Origin of the sequence: Kaistia adipata DSM 17808 (assembly GCF_000423225.1) — a bacterium.
Lineage (GTDB): Bacteria > Pseudomonadota > Alphaproteobacteria > Rhizobiales > Kaistiaceae > Kaistia > Kaistia adipata.
Genome location: NZ_KE383992.1, coordinates 447,778 through 467,630 on the forward strand (window position 1 = coordinate 447,778; position 19,853 = coordinate 467,630).

The window sequence follows — 19,853 nt, forward strand, 5'->3', positions numbered from 1 at the left end:
GACCGGCCGTCAGGCCTCCTTGAAGCGGTAACCGACGCCGTAGAGTGTCTCGATCATATCGAAGTCGTCGTCGACGACCTTGAACTTCTTGCGCAGGCGCTTGATGTGGCTGTCGATGGTGCGATCGTCGACATAGACTTGGTCGTCATAGGCGGCGTCCATCAGAGCGTTGCGGCTCTTCACCACGCCCGGACGCTGCGCCAGCGCATAGAGGATCAGGAACTCGGTGACGGTCAGCGTCACCGGCTGGCCGTTCCAGGTGCAGGTGTGCCGTTCCTGGTCCATCGACAGCGCGCCGCGATCGAGATTGCGGGCGGCATCGGGAACCTTGGCGGTGGCGGCCACGGCTTCGCGCGGCTGGAAGCGCCGCAGCACCGCCTTGACCCGCTCGACCAGAAGACGCTGCGAGAACGGCTTCTTGATGAAATCGTCGGCGCCCATCTTGAGGCCGAACAGCTCGTCGATCTCGTCATCCTTCGAGGTCAGGAAGATCACGGGCAGATCGGTGCGCTGACGCAACCTGCGCAGCAGCTCCATCCCGTCCATGCGCGGCATCTTGATGTCGAGGATGGCGAGATCCGGCAGCGACTGCTGGAAGCCGTCCAGGGCGGAGGCGCCGTCCGTATAGGTCTGGACGCGATAGCCCTCCGACTCCAGTGCTATCGACACGGAGGCGAGGATGTTTCGATCATCGTCGACCAGAGCGATCGTCGGCATTGATGAGCTTCTCCCGAAGACGTGCCCGAAGGCGTTTACGGCCTGAAGCGACAGGCAATCGCGAATCCTGCCGGCACGGCCTAAACGTCGCAGGAATACGCGTAAAATATGGCGTGCAACCTAGCGAATTTAAACCCGGCACGCCAACGGGCCGGAAAAGTCCCATGAAGTGAGAGACATACAAAGTTGATGCTGATAATCATCTTTTGAACCAGTCTGTTTCAAAGGAACGTCCTGATGCTCGACAATTCCTCCTTCGACCCGGTCGCCACGGGCCGCGCTGTCATGCGCAGCACCATCGCCGGAAGCCTGGCGACCCTGGACGAGGCGGGCAATCCGTTCGCGACGCTGGCCACCATGGCGACGATGCCGGATGGCCGGCCGATCTTCGCCCTTTCCGATCTCGCCGTGCACACCCACAATCTGAAGCGCGACCCGCGCGCCTCGCTGCTCCTGGTCGCGCCCGGCGGCGAGACCGGCAATCCGCTCGCCGGCGCCCGCATCACCCTGGTGGGCACGGTGGAACGCACCGAGGATCCGCATGCGGCCTGGCGCTACGCGCTGCGTCAGGGCAAGGCGGCCGGGGCCTCGGCCCTGCCCGGCTTCCACCACTACGTCATGAACGTGACCGGCTCGCACCTCGTCGCCGGCTTCGGCAACATCGCGCAAGTTCCGGCGGAAAGGCTTCTGCTGGATTACTCAGACGCCCAAGAACTTCTTGCCGGCGAGAAGCACGTCGTCGAGCACATGAACGACGATCACGCCGACGCCATCGCCCTTTATGCGATCAAGTTGCTCAACCTGCCGGCCGGCAACTGGCGCATGACTGGCTGCGATCCCGAAGGTATTGACATCGCGACGGCTACGCAGCGCGCCTTCCTGCCGTTCCCGACGCGAGCAACGACGGTAGGCGAGGCCGGCGGCTACCTGAAGTCGTTCGCAAAACAGGCGAGATCGTTGGAACAATAATGTCATTTTGCAAACAAATAGAATATTCTGTTTGTTTGGAGATCAAAATAACAGTTCTCGACCCTGCCTTTGCTTTGCGGCACCCGATTAAAACGATTTAATCGGGTGCCGACATCTCGGCCTGTGCAGTTTTTGTTGCAGTCGCGAAATCCGATCCTCTAGGTTCTCGCCTGTCGGCGGGGTGGCCCGTCGACAGAGCCGGTGCGGCCCGCCATTGCGGCGCACCCTTCCCCGGAGCGAGGCCTCGCACAGAAGCGGGTGCCTCTCAGAGGAGACGACCCGTGACCGAGAACGGCATTCGCAATCCTGCCCATGGCGCCGAGCAGTTCGGCTTGAAGTGGCTGGCCGGTCTCTACTGGAACTATGGGGCACCGGCGCTTTATGAGGAGGCGCTGCGGCGCGGCGAGGCAGTGGTATCGGCAGACGGCGCGCTCGTCGTCGAAACCGGCGTCCACACCGGCCGCTCGCCGCAGGACAAGTTCGTCGTCCGCGACGCGCTGACCGAGAACGCCGTCTGGTGGGACAACAACAAGGCGCTCTCGAAAGCGCATTTCGACGTCCTCTATGCCGACATGCTGGCGCACGCCTCCGGCCGCGAGCTCTTCGCCCAGGACCTGCAGGGCGGCGCCGACCTGACCGAGAACGTCGCGGTGCGCGTCTTCACCGAGAAGGCCTGGCATTCGCTCTTCATCCGCAACCTGCTGATCCGCCCCGAGGCGGCGGCGCTGAAGACCTTCGTGCCGAAGCTGACGATCCTCGACCTGCCGAGCTTCAAGGCCAATCCGGATCGGCATGGCTGCCGGACCGAGACGGTCATCGCCTGCGATTTCACGCGCGGCATCGTGCTGATCGGCGGCACGTCCTACGCGGGCGAAATGAAGAAGTCGGTGTTCAGCTACCTGAACTTCACCCTGCCGCCGAAGGGCGTCATGCCGATGCACTGCTCGGCCAATGTCGGCCCGGATGGCGACGCGGCCGTGTTCTTCGGCCTGTCCGGCACCGGCAAGACGACGCTGTCCGCCGACCCGGCCCGCACGCTGATCGGCGATGACGAGCACGGCTGGGGCCCGGACGGCATCTTCAACTTCGAGGGCGGCTGCTACGCCAAGACGATCAAGCTGTCGGCCGAGGCCGAGCCGGAGATCTTCGCCACCACCAAGCGCTTCGGCACGGTGCTGGAGAATGTCGGCATCGATCCGGTGACCCGCCAGATCGACTTCAATGACGCCTCGAAGACCGAGAACACCCGCGCCGCCTATCCGCTGCATTTCATCCCGAATGCCAGCGAGACCGGCCGGGCCGGCCATCCGAAGACGATCGTCATGCTGACGGCCGACGCCTTCGGCGTGATGCCGCCGATCGCCAAGCTGACGCCGGAACAGGCGATGTACCACTTCCTGTCGGGCTACACCGCCAAGGTCGCCGGCACGGAGAAGGGCGTGACCGAGCCGCAGGCGACGTTCTCGACCTGCTTCGGCTCGCCGTTCATGCCGCGCCATCCGGCCGAGTACGGCAACCTGCTCCGCAGCCTGATCGCCGAGCACGGCGTCTCCTGCTGGCTCGTCAACACGGGCTGGACCGGCGGCGCCTACGGCACCGGCCGCCGCATGCCGATCAAGGCGACGCGCACCCTGCTGACGGCGGCCCTGAACGGCTCGCTCGATGAGGGCCGGTTCTACACGGACCGCACCTTCGGCTTCCAGGTCCCGACCGACGTCGCCGGCGTCGAGCCGCACATCCTGCATCCGCGCAAGACTTGGGCTGACAAGGCCGGCTACGACGCCCAGGCGGCGAAGCTGGTCGGCATGTTCCTGAAGAACTTCGAGAAGTTCGAGACCCATGTCGACGCCGCGGTGACGGCGGCGGCGCCGGGCACCATGGTCGCCTGATCCGCGACCGCCCTTTCCGAAGGGCCTCCGATTCACTACGCTCCCCGGCTGTCCTGCACAGCCTGGGAGTTCCCGATGCCGCCCCCGATCCCGGTCGAACTGCTGCCCCACTCGCCCGAATGGCGCGACGCGGCGACGCGCGAGGGCCAGCGGCTGGCCAAGGCGCTCGGCCCCCTTCTGGTCGCCGTCCACCACATCGGCTCGACCGCCATCCCCGACATCGTCGCCAAGCCGATCCTCGATCTCATTCCGGAAGTCCGCTCGCTGGCCGCGGTCGACGCGCTTGCGCCGCAGCTGCGCGCGCTCGGCTATGAATGGTGGGGCGAATACGGCATGGCCGGCCGGCGCTACGCGACGCTGACGGACGGCACGACCGGCCAGCGCTGCGTCCAACTGCACATCTTCGAAACCGGTTCGCCGCATATCGAGCGGCACCTCGCCTTTCGCGATTTTCTCCGCGCGCATGCAGACAAGGCGCGAGAGTACGAGGCCGTCAAGCTGGCAAGCCGCGACCAGCATCCCGACGATTCCCACGCCTATTCCGACGCCAAATCGGCCTGGATCCTTGCAACCGAGGCGGAGGCGCTCGCCTTCTACCGGTCACGCTGACGCCCCCGAAGAACGAAAAAGGCCCGGCGATCGCTCGCCGGGCCTTGCGTGTTTCGCGGGAGGGAAGCGGCGATTACTCGCCGGCGGCTTCCGTCTTCTCCTGCTTGATCTCCTGGCCGCTCTCCTGGTCGACGACCTTCATCGACAGGCGAACCTTGCCGCGCTCGTCGAAGCCGAGGAGCTTGACCCAGACCTTGTCGCCTTCCTTGACGACGTCCTGGGTCTTGGCGACGCGCTGGCTGGACAGCTGCGAGATATGGACGAGGCCATCCTTGGCACCGAAGAAGTTGACGAAGGCGCCGAAGTCGGCGGTCTTGACGACCGTGCCCTGGTAGATGGCGCCGACTTCCGGCTCCGCGGCGATGCCCTTGATCCAGTTCAGCGCGGCGGTGATCGCCTTGCCGTCCGAGGAGGCGACCTTGACGGTGCCGTCGTCGGAGATGTCGATCTTGGCGCCAGTCTTCTCGACGATCTCGCGGATGACCTTGCCGCCCGAGCCGATCACTTCACGGATCTTGTCGGTCGGGATCTGGATGACCTCGATGCGCGGCGCATGCTCGCCGAGCGACGGACGCGCGGTGGTCAGCGCCTTCGCCATCTCGCCGAGGATGTGCTCGCGACCGCCCTTGGCCTGCTCCAGAGCGACCTTCATGATCTCCTCGGTGATACCGGCGATCTTGATGTCCATCTGCAGCGAGGTGACGCCCTCGGCCGTACCGGCGACCTTGAAGTCCATGTCGCCGAGGTGATCCTCGTCGCCGAGAATGTCGGAGAGAACCGCGTAGCGGTCGCCTTCGAGGATCAGGCCCATGGCGATACCCGCCACCGGACGCTTCAGCGGCACGCCGGCATCCATGAGCGACAGCGAAGTGCCGCAGACGGTGGCCATCGAGGACGAGCCGTTCGATTCCGTGATCTCGGAAACGACGCGCAGCGTGTAGGGGAACTCGTGGTGGACCGGCAGGACCGGACGGACCGCGCGCCAGGCGAGCTTGCCGTGACCGATCTCGCGACGGCCGGGCGAACCCATGCGGCCGGTCTCGCCGACCGAGTAGGGCGGGAAGTTGTAGTGCAGCAGGAAGGTTTCCTTGTAGGTGCCCTCCAGCGCGTCGATGAACTGCTCGTCATCGCCCGTGCCGAGCGTCGCGACCACGAGGGCCTGCGTCTCGCCGCGGGTGAACAGCGCCGAACCGTGCGTGCGCGGCAGGACGCCGACTTCCGAGACGATCGGACGGACCGTCTTCAGGTCACGGCCGTCGATGCGGCTGCCGGTGTCGAGGATGTTCCAGCGCACGATCTTGGCCTGGAGCTCCTTGAAGACCGCGCCGATCTTCTCCTTGTCGAAGCGGGGCTCTTCGCCTTCCGGGAAGAAATGCGCGATCACCTTCGCCTTGACGGCGTCGACGGCGGCATAACGCTCCTGCTTGACGGTGTTCTTGTAGGCGGCGCGCAGCTCGGTCTCAGCGATGCCGAGCATCTCGGTCTCGATCGCCGACAGATCGGCGGGAGCAAACTCGCGCGGCTCCTTGGCGGACTTCTCGGCGAGCTGGATGATCGCGTCGATCACCGGCTGGAAGCCGCGATGGCCGAACATGACGGCGCCGAGCATCGTCTCCTCGGAGAGCTCCTGCGCCTCCGACTCAACCATCAGCACAGCGTCCTGGGTGCCGGCGACGACGAGGTCGAGCTTCGAGCCCTCGTTCTGGTCGAGCAGCGGGTTCAGCACGAACTCGCCGTCGATCAGGCCGACGCGGGCGGCGCCGACCGGGCCCATGAAGGGCACGCCCGAGATCGTCAGCGCCGCCGAGGCGGCGACCATGGCGACCATGTCGGGATCGTTCTCGAGATCATGCGAGAGCACCGTGGCGACGACCTGGGTCTCGCAGCGGAAGCCTTCGGGGAACAGCGGACGGATCGGACGGTCGATCAGGCGCGAGGTCAGCGTCTCCTTCTCGGAGGGACGGCCTTCACGCTTGAAGAAACCACCGGGGATCTTGCCGGCGGCGAACGTCTTTTCCTGATAGTTCACCGTCAGCGGGAAGAAGTCGACGCCGGGCTTGGGCGCCTTGGCGGCGACCACGGTCGCCAGGACGGTCGTCTCGCCGTAGGTGGCGAGCACGGCACCGTCGGCCTGGCGGGCCACCTTGCCGGTCTCGAGAATGAGCGGGCGACCGCCCCATTCAATTTCGACGCGTTGAACATCGAACATGGCAATTCCTTTCCTGCGCGGATGCGCCAAAGGAGCCATGAGCAAGACGGCGGGAGGCTTTCAAACCTTCGAGGTGTAAAGCATCCGGCGATCCTGCCATGGCTCGACCGCTTGATCCGCGGGCAATGCGCGGCAGCCCCATGCCGCCGCGCCGTACAGGCGTCTTTGGAGGCGGGCCGGAGGCCCGCCTGTCTCAGCGACGCAGGCCGAGGCGCTCGATGAGCGTCTTGTAGCGCTGCTCGTCCTTGTTCTTCAGGTAGTCGAGCAGGCTGCGGCGCTGGCTGACCATCTTGAGAAGGCCGCGGCGCGAATGGTTGTCCTTGTTGTGACCCTTGAAGTGCTCGGTCAGGTTGGCGATGCGCTCGGAGAGCACCGCGACCTGCACTTCCGGCGAGCCCGTATCGTTCTCGACGGTGGCGTATTCCTTGATCAGTTCCGCCTTACGGGCAGCTGTGATCGACATCGGGTATCCCTTTCTTCGGGTTCTTCAGCCGGCTGGTGCCGGCATTGGCAAGACATGACCGGATGCCGTTCCCTCTCCGACGTGCCGCTCCCGTCCGGGGCGGATCGTCTCGCTGAGGCTTGGCATCTCGGTCTCGAACGACGCGCCGGCCGATGCCGTCGCGTTGCCGCAGGTCAGGCGGCCAGTGCCGGGATGTCGTCCAGCACGGTCGCCGCTCCATGCGACGACGCCCGAAGGGCCACAAAACCCTCCGGGAGCGCGGCCTATATGGCCGAATTGGGCGTCAATAGCCAGCGGAAATTTCCCGAGCCGCCATTCAGCCGCCGACGAAGACGCGCGACGGGTGGAATTCACCCCGCTCGACTTCGCCGATCGCGAGCAGCGTTCCGGCCACCGTCGCATAGACGGTTTCACCGCTCGCCGGCGCATCGCGGCCGCGCAGCAAGACGCTCTGGCCGTTGCGTATCCGGGCCGCGTCCACCTCCGACAGGCGGACCTCGAGCAGGCCGCCGAGCGCGGTCTCGACCGACGCCATCCGTTCGTCGCAGGCTTCGGCTCCGCCCTCCTCGTGCAGCGCCTTGAGGCTGTCGAGACGGATCATCGCCGCTTCCTCGAACGGCCCGACGACGAGCCGACGGAGGCCGACGACATGGCCGCGCGTGCCGAGCGCCCGGGCCATGTCGCGGGCGATCGCCCTGACATAGGTGCCCTTGCCGCATTCGGCGGCGAAGACCGCGGTGTTCTCGTCGGGCATGTCGACGAGGTCGAGCTGATGGATCTGGATCGGCCGCGCCTCGAGCGCGACCTCCTCGCCGTCGCGGGCCAGGTCGTAGGCGCGCTCGCCGTCGACCTTGATCGCCGAAAACGCCGGCGGAACCTGCATGATCTCGCCGGTGAACTGCGGCAGGACCGCCTCGATCTCGGCGCGGCTCGGCCGCACGTCGGAAGTGGCGACCGGCTGCCCCTCGGCGTCGTCGGTGCGGGTCTCCTCGCCCCAGCGGACCGTGAAGCCGTAGACCTTGCGGCCATCCATGACATAGGGGACCGTCTTGGTCGCCTCGCCGAGCGCGATCGGCAGGCAGCCGGTGGCGAGCGGGTCGAGCGTGCCGGCATGACCGGCCTTCTGGGCGCCGAACAGGCGCTTCACCACGGCGACGGCCTGCGTCGAGGTCATCCCGAGCGGCTTGTCGAGATTGACCCAGCCGGAAACGGGCCGGCCCTTCTTCTGGCGCTGAGCCATCTGCTACCCTTCGTCGGAATCGTCGTCGCGCGGCGCCGTCTCGATATCATGGCGCACCACCGGATCGGAGCGCAGCAGGGCGTCGATGCGCGCGCCCTCGCCGAACGACGTATCGACGCGGAAGCGGAGGTCGGTGGCGAACTTCATGGCAACCCGGCGCGAAACCTCGCCGCGCAGGAACTTGCGGTTCGCTTCCAGCGCCTCGACCACGGCCTCAGCATCCCCGCCACCGAGCGGCATCACAAAGCAGGTCGCGAGCTTCAGATCGCTGGTCATGCGGACTTCGGGAATGGTGACGATCACGCCGTCGAGGGCGGGCTCGTTCAGCAGGCCGCGCGCGAGAACCTCGGAAAGGGCATGGCGCACCAGCTCGCCGACGCGCAGCTGACGCTGGCCCGGGACGCCGATCTTCTTACCATTGGCAGCCGTTCTGGCCATTTCGTGAAATCTCCATCGTACCGCGCAAACGGCTTGCGCGGCCGGCCTTTGCAGGCCGCCCGCAGCCGGTCGGTCGACTTATATACCGATCACCTTGGAGGAACGCGGCCGGACCGGTCGCGTTCCTCGACAAGCGGGGCTTAGAGCGACCGCTTGATTTCCTCGACGCGGTAGCACTCGATGATGTCGCCAGCGCGCATGTCTTCGTACTTCTCGAAGGCCATGCCGCACTCCTGGCCCGCCGGCACTTCCTTGACTTCGTCCTTGAAGCGCTTGAGCGTCGAGAGCTTGCCCTCGTGGATGACGACGTTGTCGCGGATGAGGCGGACATGGGCGCCGCGCTCGACCGTGCCGTCGGTGACGCGGCAACCCGCGACCTTGCCGACCTTCGAGATGTGGAACACCTCGAGGATCTCGGCATTGCCGAGCATCGTCTCGCGCCGCTCGGGCGTCAGCAGGCCGGACATCGCCGCCTTCACGTCATCCACGAGGTCGTAGATGATGTTGTAGTAGCGGATCTCGATGCCCTCGCGATCGGCCACGTCGCGCGCCTGCTTGTTGGCACGCACGTTGAAGCCGATGATCGCCGCGTTCGACGTCGCCGCGAGGGTGACATCGGACTCGGTGACGCCACCGACGCCGGACAGGATGATGCGGGCCTGCACCTCGTCGGTGCCGAGAGCCTCCAGCGCGCCGGCGATCGCCTCGACCGAACCCTGCACGTCACCCTTGATGACGAGCGGGAATTCCTTGAGGCCGGAGCTTTTGCGCTGGCTCATCATCTCGGCGAGCGAGCCGCGCGCCGTCGTCTGACGGGCAACCTGCTTCTCGCGCTTCTGACGGGCACGATAATCGGCGATTTCGCGGGCACGCGACTCCGACGGGACGACAGCGAAGCGGTCGCCCGCCGCCGGCGCACCCTGGAAGCCGAGGACTTCCACCGGCATCGACGGATCGGCTTCCGGCATGGCCGTGCCGCGGTCGTTGAGGAGCGCGCGGACGCGGCCCCACTCCGAACCGGCGACGACGATGTCGCCCGGACGCAGCGTACCGCGCTGGACCAGGACCGTCGCGACCGGGCCGCGGCCCTTGTCGAGCTTGGCCTCGATGACCGTGCCTTCGGCCGAACGATTGGGATCGGCCTTGAGGTCGAGCACCTCGGCCTGCAGCAGGACGGTCTCGAGCAGTTTGTCGAGATTCTGGCCCGTCTTGGCCGAAAGCTCGACGTCCAGCGTCTCGCCGCCCATCGACTCGACGAACACCTCGTGCTGCAGCAGCTCGGTGCGGACCCGGGTCGGGTCGGCGGACGGCTTGTCGATCTTGTTGATCGCCACGATGACCGGGACGTTGGCGGCCCGGGCGTGGTTGATCGCCTCGATCGTCTGCGGCATCACGCCATCGTCCGCGGCGACGACCAGGATCACGATATCCGTCGCCTTGGCGCCGCGGGAACGCATCGCCGTGAAGGCGGCGTGGCCGGGCGTGTCGATGAAGGTGATCTTCTGGCCGTTCTGCTCGACCTGGTAGGCGCCGATGTGCTGGGTGATGCCACCCGCCTCTCCGGTCTGCACATTGGTCTTGCGGATGGCGTCGAGCAACGACGTCTTGCCGTGGTCGACATGGCCCATGATCGTCACGACCGGCGGACGCGAGACGAGTTCGCCCTGTTCCTCGTTCGTGTCGAACAGGCCTTCCTCGACGTCGGACTCGGCGACACGGCGAACCGTGTGGCCCATGTCCTCGGCGATGATCTGCGCCATGTCGGCGTCGATCACGTCGGTAGCCTTGAGCAACTGGCCCTGCTTCATCAGGAACTTGATCACGTCGACGGCGCGTTCCGACATGCGGTTCGCCAGATCGCCGATGGTGATCGTCTCGGGAATGGTGACTTCGCGCGAGACCTTCTCGCGCGGCCCCTGCGCGATGTGGCGGTTGCGGTCACGCTCGCGGCGACGACGAACCGAAGCGAGCGAACGCTCGCGCTCGGAATCGTTCAGCGCGTTGGAAAGCGTCAGGCGACCGCGCGGATTGCCCTCTTCCTTCTTGACCGGCTTCGGATCCACGGCCTTCGGACGCTTGGAGGTCGACGGGCGGAGACCGCCGGAGCGATCCTCCTCGTCGGCGCCACGACCGGCAGGGCGTGCGCCCGGCGCCGACGTGCGCTGCACCGGCTTCTCGGTGGCGTTCGGATCCCGCTGCGTCGGCGCGGCGGGGCGAGCCGACGGCTGAGCGGCCGCGGGCTGGCGAGCCGGAGCCGGCGTTTCGTTGAGACGCCGGCGAGCGGTGTCCTCGGTCTTCTCGCGCAGCGCGGCCTCGGCGGCGCGACGCGCGTCTTCCTCGGCCTGGCGCTTGGCAGCCTCTTCCCGCTCCTTGGCGAGACGCGCCTCTTCCTCGGCGCGACGGATCGCGTCGATTTCGGCCTGGCGGCGCTCCTCGGCGTCACGGATACGCGCATCGGCGAGCGCCTTGGCGCGGGCGTCGAGCTCGTCAGAGGACAGCTGGCGAAGCACCATGCCGGAACGACCGCCCTGCGGGCGCGACGACGGGGCCGGCGCCGCCGGACCCTGGCGTGAGGGCGCGGAGGACTGGATCGGGCGCACGGAGGATCCCGGTGCGGGGGCGGGCGACGGACGCGGCGCGGCGGGAGCGGCCGAGGACGGCTCACCCTTGCCAGGCATCAGAACCCGCTTCTTCTTCTCGACGACAACCGTATTGGTCCGGCCATGCGAAAAACTCTGGCGCACGGTACCGCGCTCGGGATCGCGGCCCTTGAGGCTCAGGGTCTTCTTCGCGCCGCCAATATCCTTGTCGCCGCTGTTGTTCGTATCGTTCATTCGGTCTTCTGTCCTGCGGGGTCTTCGGCCATTGCCGACACGTTCGTATCACGCACTTGCGGCGCGTCGATCGCGCCAACGTCATCGCCAATAGCAACGAGCCCGTCTTCACCCAGAAAACAGGCGAGCGCGGCGACACGCTCTAACACATTTTCGCTCGCCCGGCCCGCGAGCAGAGCAGCATGTATCACATTTGACCGGCCCAATGCCAAATCCAATTGCTCCGACCGGAAGATCCGGAGAATCGGGACGGCGTCAGCCCGGCCGAAACGACGCTTCAGCGCCGCCTCGATCTTCGACCGGCCATCGGCGCCGGCCTCCTTTGCCTGGACGATGCCGACCACGGCGTCACGCGCGATGGCGGCCTCGACCTTGGCGAAACCGGTGACGATCTCACCGGCCTTCCTGGCGAAGGAGACGGCATGCAGGGCCGCATCCTCCAACAATGCTTCCACTCGGTCGGCCAGGCCGGGTTCGACCTTGACCTCTTCCTTGAAGCCGCGGCTGAAGAGCCGCTTCTTCTCGGCCAGCGCCACCATGTCGGCGCGAGCGGTGACCCAGACACCGCGGCCCGGCAAACGGTGCCGCAGATCCGGCACCACCCGGCCCTCGGGATCAAGGACGAAGCGGATCAGCCTCTCGGACGGCATCGCCTCGCGGGAGACGATGCAGCTTCGTGTTGTCGGTTCGCTCTTACGCGGCAAATCGCTTCTCCGCGGTCAGAACGCCCTCAGGCCTCGGCCTCTTCGCCTTCGGCGCTCGCTTCCTGCTCAGCGGCGGCCTCCTCTTCGGTAATCCAGCCAGCCTTGATGCGGGCCGTCATGATCATGTTCTCGGCGTCGCTGCGGGTCAGGCCGAACGCGTCGAGCACGCCGCCATGGCGGGTGGTCTCACCTTCGTTCCGCTCGGCCCAGCCGACGAGATCGTCCGGCACGTAGCCGGCGAAATCCTCGATCGTCTTGACGCCGTCCTTGCCGAGCGCGACCAGCATGGAGCTGGTGAGGCCCGGGATTTCCTTGAGCTCGTCGGCGACGCCGAGCGTCTTGCGCTCTTCGTCGTGCTCGGCCTCGATCCGGTCGAGATAGTCGCGGGCGCGCTGCTGCAGCTCGGCCGCCGTTTCCTCGTCGAAGCCTTCGATCGAGGCGAGCTCGTCTGGCTCGACGAACGCGATTTCCTCGAGCGAGGCGAAACCTTCCGACGCCAGCAACTGTCCGACAACCTCGTCGGCATCGAGCGCCGTGTTGAACAGCGCGGAGCGCTCCTGGAATTCCTTCTGGCGGCGCTCGGATTCTTCCTGCTCGGTCAGGATGTCGATATCCCAACCCGTGAGCTGCGAGGCGAGGCGGACATTCTGGCCGCGACGACCGATCGCTAGGGATAGTTGGTCATCCGGGACGACAACTTCAATACGCGACGCGTCTTCATCGAGCACGACCTTGGCGACCTCGGCCGGCTGCAGCGCGTTGACGATGAAGGTCGCGGCATCCTGCGACCACGGAATGATGTCGATCTTCTCGCCCTGGAGCTCGTTGACGACCGCCTGGACGCGGCTACCGCGCATGCCGACGCAGGCGCCGACCGGGTCGATCGAGCTGTCGCGCGAGATCACCGCCATCTTGGCGCGGGAGCCCGGATCGCGGGCGACCGACTTCACCTCGATGATGCCGTCATAGATCTCCGGCACTTCCTGCGCGAACAGCTTCGCCATGAACTGCGGATGGGTGCGCGACAGGAAGATCTGCGGGCCGCGCTGCTCGCGGCGGACGTCGTAGACATAGGCACGGATGCGGTCGCCATAGCGGAACGCCTCGCGCGGGATCATCTCGTCGCGGCGGACGATGCCCTCGCCGCGGCCGAGATCGACGATCACGTTGCCGTACTCGACGCGCTTGACTTGGCCGTTGACGATCTCGCCGATGCGATCCTTGAACTCGTCGAACTGGCGATCGCGCTCGGCCTCGCGCACCTTCTGCACGATGACCTGCTTGGCCGACTGCGCCGCGATGCGGCCGAAATCCATCGGCGGCAGCGCCTCGGCGATATAGTCGCCGACGCGGGCGGCCGGGTTCTGGTCCGTCGCGAGCTCGAGCGAGATCTCGACCGAGGGGTTTTCGACCACGTCCACGACCTGGAGCAGGCGCTGCAGCCGGATCTCACCCGTCTTCGGGTTGATCTCGGCGCGCACATCGGTCTCCGAACCGTAGCGCGAGCGGGCCGCCTTCTGGATCGCGTCTTCCATCGCCGCGATGACGATCTGCCGATCGATCACCTTCTCGCGGGCGACCGCGTCGGCGATCTGCAATAGTTCGAGGCGGTTGGCGCTGACTGCCATCGTCCTGTCTCCGTTAACCTGAACTTGGTGCCGGCGCGCCTCAGGCGTCGCTGGTCTCGTCTGTTAAGTCGTCGTCGTCCAGGCCGTCGACGCGCTGGAGACGCTTGGTCTCGCGGAGCGTTTCGGCCACCAGGGCATCGGTCATGACCAGCCTGGCATCATGGATGCTCGCGAGCGGCAGCTGAACCCGATCCGGCGCGCCTTCCGGCGCATCTTCCAGCTTCAGGCCGGTCGCATCGCCCTCGACGCCGAGCAGCACGCCGCGATAGCGGCGACGTCCCTCGACCGGCGCATCGAGCTCGATCTTCACGACATGGCCGGCCCAGCGCTCGAAATCCGAACGGCGGACCAGCGGACGGTCGATGCCCGGCGACGACACTTCCAGATGATAGGCCGCCGCGATCGGATCCTCGACGTCGAGCGCCGGCGAGATGTTGCGGCTGATCGCGCCGCAATCCTCGACCGACATGGTGCCGTCGGGCCGCTCGGCCATGATCTGGAGGGTCTGGCCGTTGCGGCTGGAAATCTTGACCCGCACCAGACGGTAGCCGAGCCCCTCGATGATGGGCTCGACGATCGCCGCGACGCGGGCGTCGAGCCCCGTCTCGGTGACGATGCGTGCTTCGTTTTCCGGCGCGATGTCCGCCAAATGGATGCTCCGTGCGTGATCTCGTAGGGTGCGCTCGACCGGAGCGGGCCCGGGGGTCCACTCTCTCTTACGAACCGATCGTTTGAGATGAATGACAGGCGTATAGGCCGAGAAGCGCGGCAATGCAAGCAAAAGCCGCGCGGCGCTTGGCATCCGGGGCCATTTTCGCGCCGCGGCGGCGGCGCGAACCGGGCTCAGCGGCGCTCGAAGGTCAGATAGTTGCCCCGGCGCCCCTCGCGAATTGCCTTCCGCTCGTAGCGCGTTCCGGGCCAGCCGGCCCAGGGTTGGCGCCAGTCGTCGGCATCGCGGGCCGTCCAGGTGAACTCCGCGTGGTCGCGCACATGCAACAGCGTCCACTCGACATAGGTGTCGATGTCGGAGGCGAAGCGGAACTGGCCGCCCGGGCGCAGCACGCGCGCGAACCGGGTCAGGTTCTTCTCCGACACGAAGCGGCGCTTCCAGTGGCGGAATTTCGGCCAGGGATCGGGATAGAGCAGGTCGATCGCCGCGAGGCTCGCCGGCGGCAGCCAGTCGAGCAGCTCGGCCGCGTCCCGATCGAACAGGCGGACATTGGTCAGTCCACCCTCGGCGATCGCCGACGTGGCCTTGGCCATGCCGTTGACGAAGGGCTCGACGCCGATGCGGCCGATCCGCGGCTCGGTCGTGGCGCGATGGACGAGATGCTCGCCGCCGCCGAAGCCGATCTCCAGCACGACGTCGTCGACCGGCGCCTCGAACAGCGCCGTCAACGGGGACGGCGGCAGCGTGGTCAGGTCGATGCTGAGGCGGGAGAGGACGTCGGCCAGTGTATCGGCCTGACCGGCGCGCAGGTTGTGCCCCTTACGCCGGCCATAGAAGGAATCGCGCCTGAACGCGCCGTCGCTGGAAGTCACAGTGATTTACGGATCTGTTCCACGAGGTCGGTCCGCTCCCAGGAGAAGCCGCCATCCTCGTCCGGGGCGCGGCCGAAATGGCCATAGGCGGCGGTCCGGGCGTAGATCGGCCGGTTGAGCTTGAGATGCTCGCGAATGCCGCGCGGCGACAGGTCCATGACCTGGCCGAGGGCCGCCTCGACGCTCGATTCCGCGACCTTGCCGGTGCCGTGCAGGTCGACATAGATCGACAGCGGCTGCGACACGCCGATGGCGTAGGACAGCTGAATCGTGCAGCGATCCGCGGCGCCCGATGCGACAACGTTCTTGGCCAGATAGCGGGCCGCATAGGCGGCGGAACGGTCGACCTTGGTCGGATCCTTGCCGGAGAAGGCGCCGCCGCCATGCGGGGCCGCGCCACCATAGGTGTCGACGATGATCTTGCGGCCGGTCAGGCCGGCATCGCCGTCGGGGCCGCCGATGACGAACTTGCCCGTCGGATTGACGTGCCAGATCGTCTTGCCGGTGACCCAGCCCTGCGGCAGGGACTCGCGGATATAGGGCTCGACGATGGAGCGGACGTCGTTCGAGCTCAGATTCTCGTCGAGATGCTGGGTCGACAGCACGATCTGCGTGACCTCGACCGGCATGCCGTTCTCGTAGCGGACGGTCACCTGGCTCTTCGCGTCGGGGCCGAGCGCATGGGTCTCGCCGGAGCGGCGCGCCTCGGACAGGCGCTTCAGGATGCGATGGGCGTAGAAGATCGGCGCCGGCATCAGTTCCGGCGTCTCGGAGCAGGCATAGCCGAACATGATGCCCTGGTCGCCGGCACCCTCGTCCTTGTTGCCGGCCGAGTCGACGCCCTGGGCGATATCGACCGACTGCGCATGCAGGTGCACGTCGACCTCGGCGGTCTCCCAATGGAAGCCGCCCTGCTCGTAGCCGATGTCCTTGATCGCCAGACGGGCGATATGGGACACGAGATCCTTCGTGATCGCCGCCGGACCGCGCGTCTCGCCGGCGATCACGACACGATTGGTTGTCGCCAGGGCCTCGCAGGCCACGCGGAGATGGCTGGGATCCCAACCATGCTCCGGGCCGATGCGGAAGAAGGCATCGACGATCTCGTCGGAGATACGGTCACAGACCTTATCGGGATGCCCTTCGGAAACAGACTCACTCGTGAACAGGTAGGACGTTCTCGACACCGAAACGGACCCCGCACAAAATTGGGCCGGAGCAGGGTGCTCCGGCGGAAGCAATGAGCTTTTTTAGCCGGTAAGATTTGCTGGTCAAGCCGCAAACAGCCTTATGTCATCGAAGCCGCGCAACGGGAAACAATCTTGCTCCCCGGCGCGGTTCGGCGCGATTGCCTGCTCAGTCTTCCGTTTCGTCACCGGCTACGGCGCGCACCAGCTCGACGATACGCCGACGAACCTTCGCATCCTTGATGCGAATGAACGCCTTGTTGAGCTGCAGGCCTTCCGTGCTGGTGAGGAAATCGGTCACGAAGGCGGCGGGGCGCGATTCCGCGAAGCCGTCGTCGCTCGAGGAGCCAGGCGCATCCTCGAAGAAGAACGAGACAGGGACCTCAAGCACCTGCGCAATGTGCTGCAGGCGGCTGGCACCGATGCGGTTGGTGCCCTTCTCGTACTTCTGGATCTGCTGGAAGGTGATGCCGAGGCTCTCTCCCAGCTTCTCCTGGCTCATTCCCTGCATCATGCGACGAAGGCGTACCCGTCCACCGACATGCGTATCAACCGGATTGGGCTGTTTCTTGTTAGCCATCAAGGGCTTATTCTCCTAGACCCATGCGGGACGAGAGTTCACGGCGGTAAGCACCGACACGCTACGTCTCCGCACTCATACTCGACGGCCTTGCCGTCGAACTTACAAGCCCCGCCCGCCTGAAAATGCAACCACACCACCCGGGTGTCAATTGCACCGTTTAGTCCTACTGAAACCGCCAGTAGAGGCCAGCCCCCATGCCAGTATGATCAAGGCGAAATAGAGGTGATCACGATAACGTGAATAGAATGTCCGCGAAAGGGCGCTGGGGAGGGGAGCATCCAAAACCCCAATAGTTCCTACCCCGAGCGTCGCGACCAAGTTCCCGAACGGATCGGCAATCGCCGATATTCCGGAATTGGCGGCCCGCACGACAGGCAGACCTTCCTCGACACCCCGGATGACCGCCTGATGCAAGTGCTGCCAGGGCCCCGGCGTATCGCCAAACCAAGCGTCATTGGTCACGTTGACCAGCCATCCCGGCCGATTGGCGGCGTCGATGGCGGCACCTGGAAAGATGATTTCATAGCAGATCAGCGGGCCGAATGCCGGAGCTCCCGCGACTTTGATCGTCGCCGGCGCGGCGCCCGCGTCGAACCCCCCCGGCAACGCCACCATCTGGCGCAGCCCGATGCGCCTCAGCCACCCCTCGAAAGGCAGATATTCGCCGAAGGGGACCAGATGCACCTTGTCGTAGCTGGTTTGGACGGCGCCGTCGGCGTCGATCACCTGCAGGCTGTTGAAGACTCGCGGCTCGTCGTCGCCCTCGACCGCCTCGGCCCGCGCCGCGCCGGTGATCAGCGTCGTTCCCTCGGGCAGCAACGCGCCGATGGTGGCGAGCGCGTTCGGCTTCTCCTCGAGCAGGAACGGAAACGCCGTCTCCGGCCAGATCAGGTGCGTGAACGGCGCCGAAGCGCCCTCCTGCATGCCGGTCGCGCTCAGGCCCAGATAGCGGCCGAGGATCTCGTCGTCCCGGCCGGACGCCCATTTCTCGTCCTGCGCGATCAAGGGCTGGACCAGGCGGAGCTGGACGCCCGGCACCATCGTGACCTCGACGGTGGCGAGCCGCCAGGCGCCGAAGCCGAGATCGGCCAGGAAGAGCGCCGCCAGCCCGGCGAAGGCAAGCCGGTCGGCGCGGCGGCCGCCGCCGGTCGCGCGGAACAGCAGTACCGGCGCGGCGAAGACCAGGAAGGCGAGCAGCGTCATGCCCCACAGCCCGACCAGCGACACCGCCTGCATCATCAGCGGCACCGGCATGATGGTGTAGCCGAAGGCGTTCCAGGGGAACCCAGTCAGAATGTGGCCGCGCAGGTATTCCGCCAGGCTCAGGAACACGGCGAGCAGGACGACGCGCCGCCATCCAGGCGGCCAGAACAGCCGCGCGATCGCCGCGCCCGCGCCCCAGAACAGGGCGAGGCCCGCCGGCAACGCCAGCACGGCGAGTGGCATCAGCCAGGCGAAGGCGGCCGCGTCGACGAGAAAGGCGGCGCCGATCCACCAGAGGCCGCCGACGAAATAGCCGAAGCCGAAGCCCCAGCCGACCGCGAAGGCGGGCCGCAACCGGGCACGCCAGGTACTGCCGGCCGGACTCTCGGCGCCGTCGAGCAGGCACACCAAGGCGGGCAGCGTCAGCCAGAGCACGGGGAACCAGCCGAGCGGCGGCAGGGCGAGCGCCGACAGCGCGCCGCAGGCGATCGCGGCCGCCAGCCTCCGCCAGCCGGCGGTCAGGAGACCTCGCCGGAGTCCGGCCGACGCCACCGCAGTTTCAGAACGTGCAGCCATGGCCTCCGGACGCGCATGTTTCCACCGCGGCGACGCGGTCCTCGACCAAGCGGAAGGCTGCGGCTGCGGTCATGCGGCGGCGGCGTCGGGGCGGCGGATCCGCAGCCGCTTGACCCGACGCGGATCGGATTCGAGGATCTCGAACTCGAGCCCCCCCGGCACGTCGATGCGCTCGCCGATCGCCGGAATGCGGCCGAGCAGGGTGAAGACCAGGCCACCCAGCGTGTCGACGTCATCATGCTCGGAACCAAGGTCGAGCCGCGTGCCGAGCACCTTTTCGAGATCGTCGAGATCCGCGCGGGCATCGGCCAGGAAGGTGCCTTCCGCCTCCTGCGTGATCATCGGGGTCTCGTCGTCATGCTCGTCCTCGATGTCGCCGAACACGGTTTCGACGACATCCTCGAGCGAGACAAGGCCATCGGTGCCGCCATATTCGTCGATCACGACCGCCATCTGGACGCGCTTCGCCTGCATGGTCGAAAGCAGCGTCGTCGCATGCATCGAAGGCGGCACGAACAGCACCTCGCGGACGACCGCCGTCTCGGCCAGCGTGGTGGCGAGGTTGACGCGGCTCAAGTCGAGCCCGGCATCCGTCGTCGCCGCGGTCATCATGTAGTCCATCAGGTCCTTGATATGGACCATGCCGATCGGATCATCGAGCGTCTCGCGATAGACAGGCATGCGCGAATGGCCGGAATCGCGGAAGGCGGCGACGGCCTCGCCGATCGATTCATCGACCTCGAGCGCGAGGATGTCGGCGCGCGGGATCATCACGTCGTCGACGCGGACCTCGCGCAGCTTCAGGATGTTCCGCAGCATGCGCCGCTCTTCGGCGGAGAAGGTATCATCCTCCTCGTCGGCCTCCAGCGCATCCTCGATATCGTCGCGAAGCGATCCGGCCGGCTTCAGGCCGACGGCCTGGCGGATCCGGTCGAGCCAGCTCTCCGGCGCGCGTTCAACCTCCCTGATATCCGGCGCGGCGGCCTGGCTACTTGGAGGTTCGGGGTTCGATTCAGCGCTCGAACCGGGCGACTCAGTATCACTCATCATCCGTCGTTTTCA

17 protein-coding genes are annotated in these 19,853 nt (G+C 66.5%); 3 read left to right on the forward strand and 14 right to left on the reverse strand.

Annotated elements, in window-relative coordinates:
- Positions 1-9 precede the first annotated feature (9 nt).
- Entirely contained in the window at positions 10-717 is a 708-nt protein-coding gene (locus G539_RS0122340) for a response regulator transcription factor (RefSeq protein ID WP_029077182.1), read from the reverse strand.
- Between the two features lie 237 nt (positions 718-954).
- Between G539_RS0122340 and G539_RS0122345 the strand changes: the two genes are divergently transcribed.
- From G539_RS0122345 to G539_RS0122355, 3 genes are all read left to right on the forward strand, one after another.
- Complete coding sequence (locus tag G539_RS0122345) at positions 955-1,686, forward strand: HugZ family pyridoxamine 5'-phosphate oxidase (protein ID WP_051231926.1); 732 nt, start codon at positions 955-957, stop codon at positions 1,684-1,686.
- A 281-nt stretch (positions 1,687-1,967) separates the two neighbouring features.
- Positions 1,968-3,575 (forward strand): phosphoenolpyruvate carboxykinase, encoded by a 1,608-nt coding sequence (locus G539_RS0122350; protein WP_029077184.1) that lies wholly within the window; start codon positions 1,968-1,970, stop codon positions 3,573-3,575.
- Between the two features lie 75 nt (positions 3,576-3,650).
- Positions 3,651-4,184 carry a GrpB family protein gene (locus tag G539_RS0122355; protein WP_029077185.1) on the forward strand — a complete coding sequence of 178 codons (534 nt, stop codon included), beginning with the start codon at positions 3,651-3,653 and terminating at the stop codon, positions 4,182-4,184.
- Positions 4,185-4,257: 73 nt separating this feature from the next.
- Here the strand turns inward: G539_RS0122355 and pnp are convergent, their stop codons facing one another.
- The 13 genes from pnp to G539_RS0122420 all read right to left on the reverse strand — a co-directional run bounded on the left by pnp (position 4,258) and on the right by G539_RS0122420 (position 19,838).
- Positions 4,258-6,393: a polyribonucleotide nucleotidyltransferase gene (gene pnp, locus G539_RS0122360; RefSeq protein ID WP_029077186.1), complete on the reverse strand. Its 2,136-nt coding sequence runs from the start codon at positions 6,391-6,393 to the stop codon at positions 4,258-4,260.
- A 193-nt stretch (positions 6,394-6,586) separates the two neighbouring features.
- Positions 6,587-6,856, reverse strand: a complete 270-nt coding sequence (rpsO, locus tag G539_RS0122365) for a 30S ribosomal protein S15 (protein WP_029077187.1) — start codon at positions 6,854-6,856, stop codon at positions 6,587-6,589.
- Positions 6,857-7,172: 316 nt separating this feature from the next.
- On the reverse strand, positions 7,173-8,096 hold the full coding sequence (gene truB, locus G539_RS0122370; protein WP_029077188.1) for a tRNA pseudouridine(55) synthase TruB: 924 nt from the start codon (positions 8,094-8,096) through the stop codon (positions 7,173-7,175).
- A 3-nt stretch (positions 8,097-8,099) separates the two neighbouring features.
- Complete coding sequence (gene rbfA, locus G539_RS0122375) at positions 8,100-8,534, reverse strand: 30S ribosome-binding factor RbfA (protein ID WP_035832270.1); 435 nt, start codon at positions 8,532-8,534, stop codon at positions 8,100-8,102.
- Between the two features lie 140 nt (positions 8,535-8,674).
- Positions 8,675-11,368 (reverse strand): translation initiation factor IF-2, encoded by a 2,694-nt coding sequence (gene infB / locus G539_RS0122380; RefSeq protein WP_029077190.1) that lies wholly within the window; start codon positions 11,366-11,368, stop codon positions 8,675-8,677.
- Positions 11,365-12,072, reverse strand: a complete 708-nt coding sequence (locus G539_RS0122385; protein WP_029077191.1) for an RNA-binding protein — start codon at positions 12,070-12,072, stop codon at positions 11,365-11,367. The genes infB and G539_RS0122385 overlap by 4 nt, the downstream gene beginning before the upstream one ends.
- A 26-nt stretch (positions 12,073-12,098) precedes the next feature.
- Positions 12,099-13,700, reverse strand: coding sequence for a transcription termination factor NusA (nusA, locus tag G539_RS0122390; RefSeq protein ID WP_029077192.1), 1,602 nt, complete (start codon positions 13,698-13,700; stop codon positions 12,099-12,101).
- 40 nt (positions 13,701-13,740) lie between these two features.
- Positions 13,741-14,349: a ribosome maturation factor RimP gene (gene rimP, locus G539_RS0122395; protein WP_029077193.1), complete on the reverse strand. Its 609-nt coding sequence runs from the start codon at positions 14,347-14,349 to the stop codon at positions 13,741-13,743.
- A gap of 194 nt (positions 14,350-14,543) precedes the next feature.
- Entirely contained in the window at positions 14,544-15,242 is a 699-nt protein-coding gene (gene trmB / locus G539_RS0122400) for a tRNA (guanosine(46)-N7)-methyltransferase TrmB (protein WP_029077194.1), read from the reverse strand.
- On the reverse strand, positions 15,239-16,429 hold the full coding sequence (metK, locus tag G539_RS0122405; protein WP_029077195.1) for a methionine adenosyltransferase: 1,191 nt from the start codon (positions 16,427-16,429) through the stop codon (positions 15,239-15,241). Before metK ends, trmB begins: the two co-directional genes overlap by 4 nt.
- Positions 16,430-16,598: 169 nt before the next feature.
- On the reverse strand, positions 16,599-17,012 hold the full coding sequence (locus G539_RS0122410; protein ID WP_029077196.1) for a helix-turn-helix domain-containing protein: 414 nt from the start codon (positions 17,010-17,012) through the stop codon (positions 16,599-16,601).
- A gap of 144 nt (positions 17,013-17,156) precedes the next feature.
- Entirely contained in the window at positions 17,157-18,791 is a 1,635-nt protein-coding gene (gene lnt / locus G539_RS25845) for an apolipoprotein N-acyltransferase (protein WP_051231927.1), read from the reverse strand.
- 69 nt (positions 18,792-18,860) lie between these two features.
- Positions 18,861-19,838 carry a hemolysin family protein gene (locus G539_RS0122420; RefSeq protein WP_245576945.1) on the reverse strand — a complete coding sequence of 326 codons (978 nt, stop codon included), beginning with the start codon at positions 19,836-19,838 and terminating at the stop codon, positions 18,861-18,863.
- Between the last annotated feature and the right edge of the window lie 15 nt (positions 19,839-19,853).

What these genes read in the sequence shown, in the direction of transcription:
- G539_RS0122340 (WP_029077182.1), bottom strand. Translation starts at nt 717, where the DNA reads ATGCCGACGATCGCTCTGGTCGACGATGATCGAAACATCCTCGCCTCC.
- G539_RS0122345 (WP_051231926.1), top strand. Translation starts at nt 955, where the DNA reads ATGCTCGACAATTCCTCCTTCGACCCGGTCGCCACGGGCCGCGCTGTC.
- G539_RS0122355 (WP_029077185.1), top strand. Translation starts at nt 3,651, where the DNA reads ATGCCGCCCCCGATCCCGGTCGAACTGCTGCCCCACTCGCCCGAATGG.
- pnp (WP_029077186.1), bottom strand. Translation starts at nt 6,393, where the DNA reads ATGTTCGATGTTCAACGCGTCGAAATTGAATGGGGCGGTCGCCCGCTC.
- rpsO (WP_029077187.1), bottom strand. Translation starts at nt 6,856, where the DNA reads ATGTCGATCACAGCTGCCCGTAAGGCGGAACTGATCAAGGAATACGCC.
- truB (WP_029077188.1), bottom strand. Translation starts at nt 8,096, where the DNA reads ATGGCTCAGCGCCAGAAGAAGGGCCGGCCCGTTTCCGGCTGGGTCAAT.
- rbfA (WP_035832270.1), bottom strand. Translation starts at nt 8,534, where the DNA reads ATGGCCAGAACGGCTGCCAATGGTAAGAAGATCGGCGTCCCGGGCCAG.
- infB (WP_029077190.1), bottom strand. Translation starts at nt 11,368, where the DNA reads ATGAACGATACGAACAACAGCGGCGACAAGGATATTGGCGGCGCGAAG.
- nusA (WP_029077192.1), bottom strand. Translation starts at nt 13,700, where the DNA reads ATGGCAGTCAGCGCCAACCGCCTCGAACTATTGCAGATCGCCGACGCG.
- lnt (WP_051231927.1), bottom strand. Translation starts at nt 18,791, where the DNA reads ATGGCTGCACGTTCTGAAACTGCGGTGGCGTCGGCCGGACTCCGGCGA.
- G539_RS0122420 (WP_245576945.1), bottom strand. Translation starts at nt 19,838, where the DNA reads ATGAGTGATACTGAGTCGCCCGGTTCGAGCGCTGAATCGAACCCCGAA.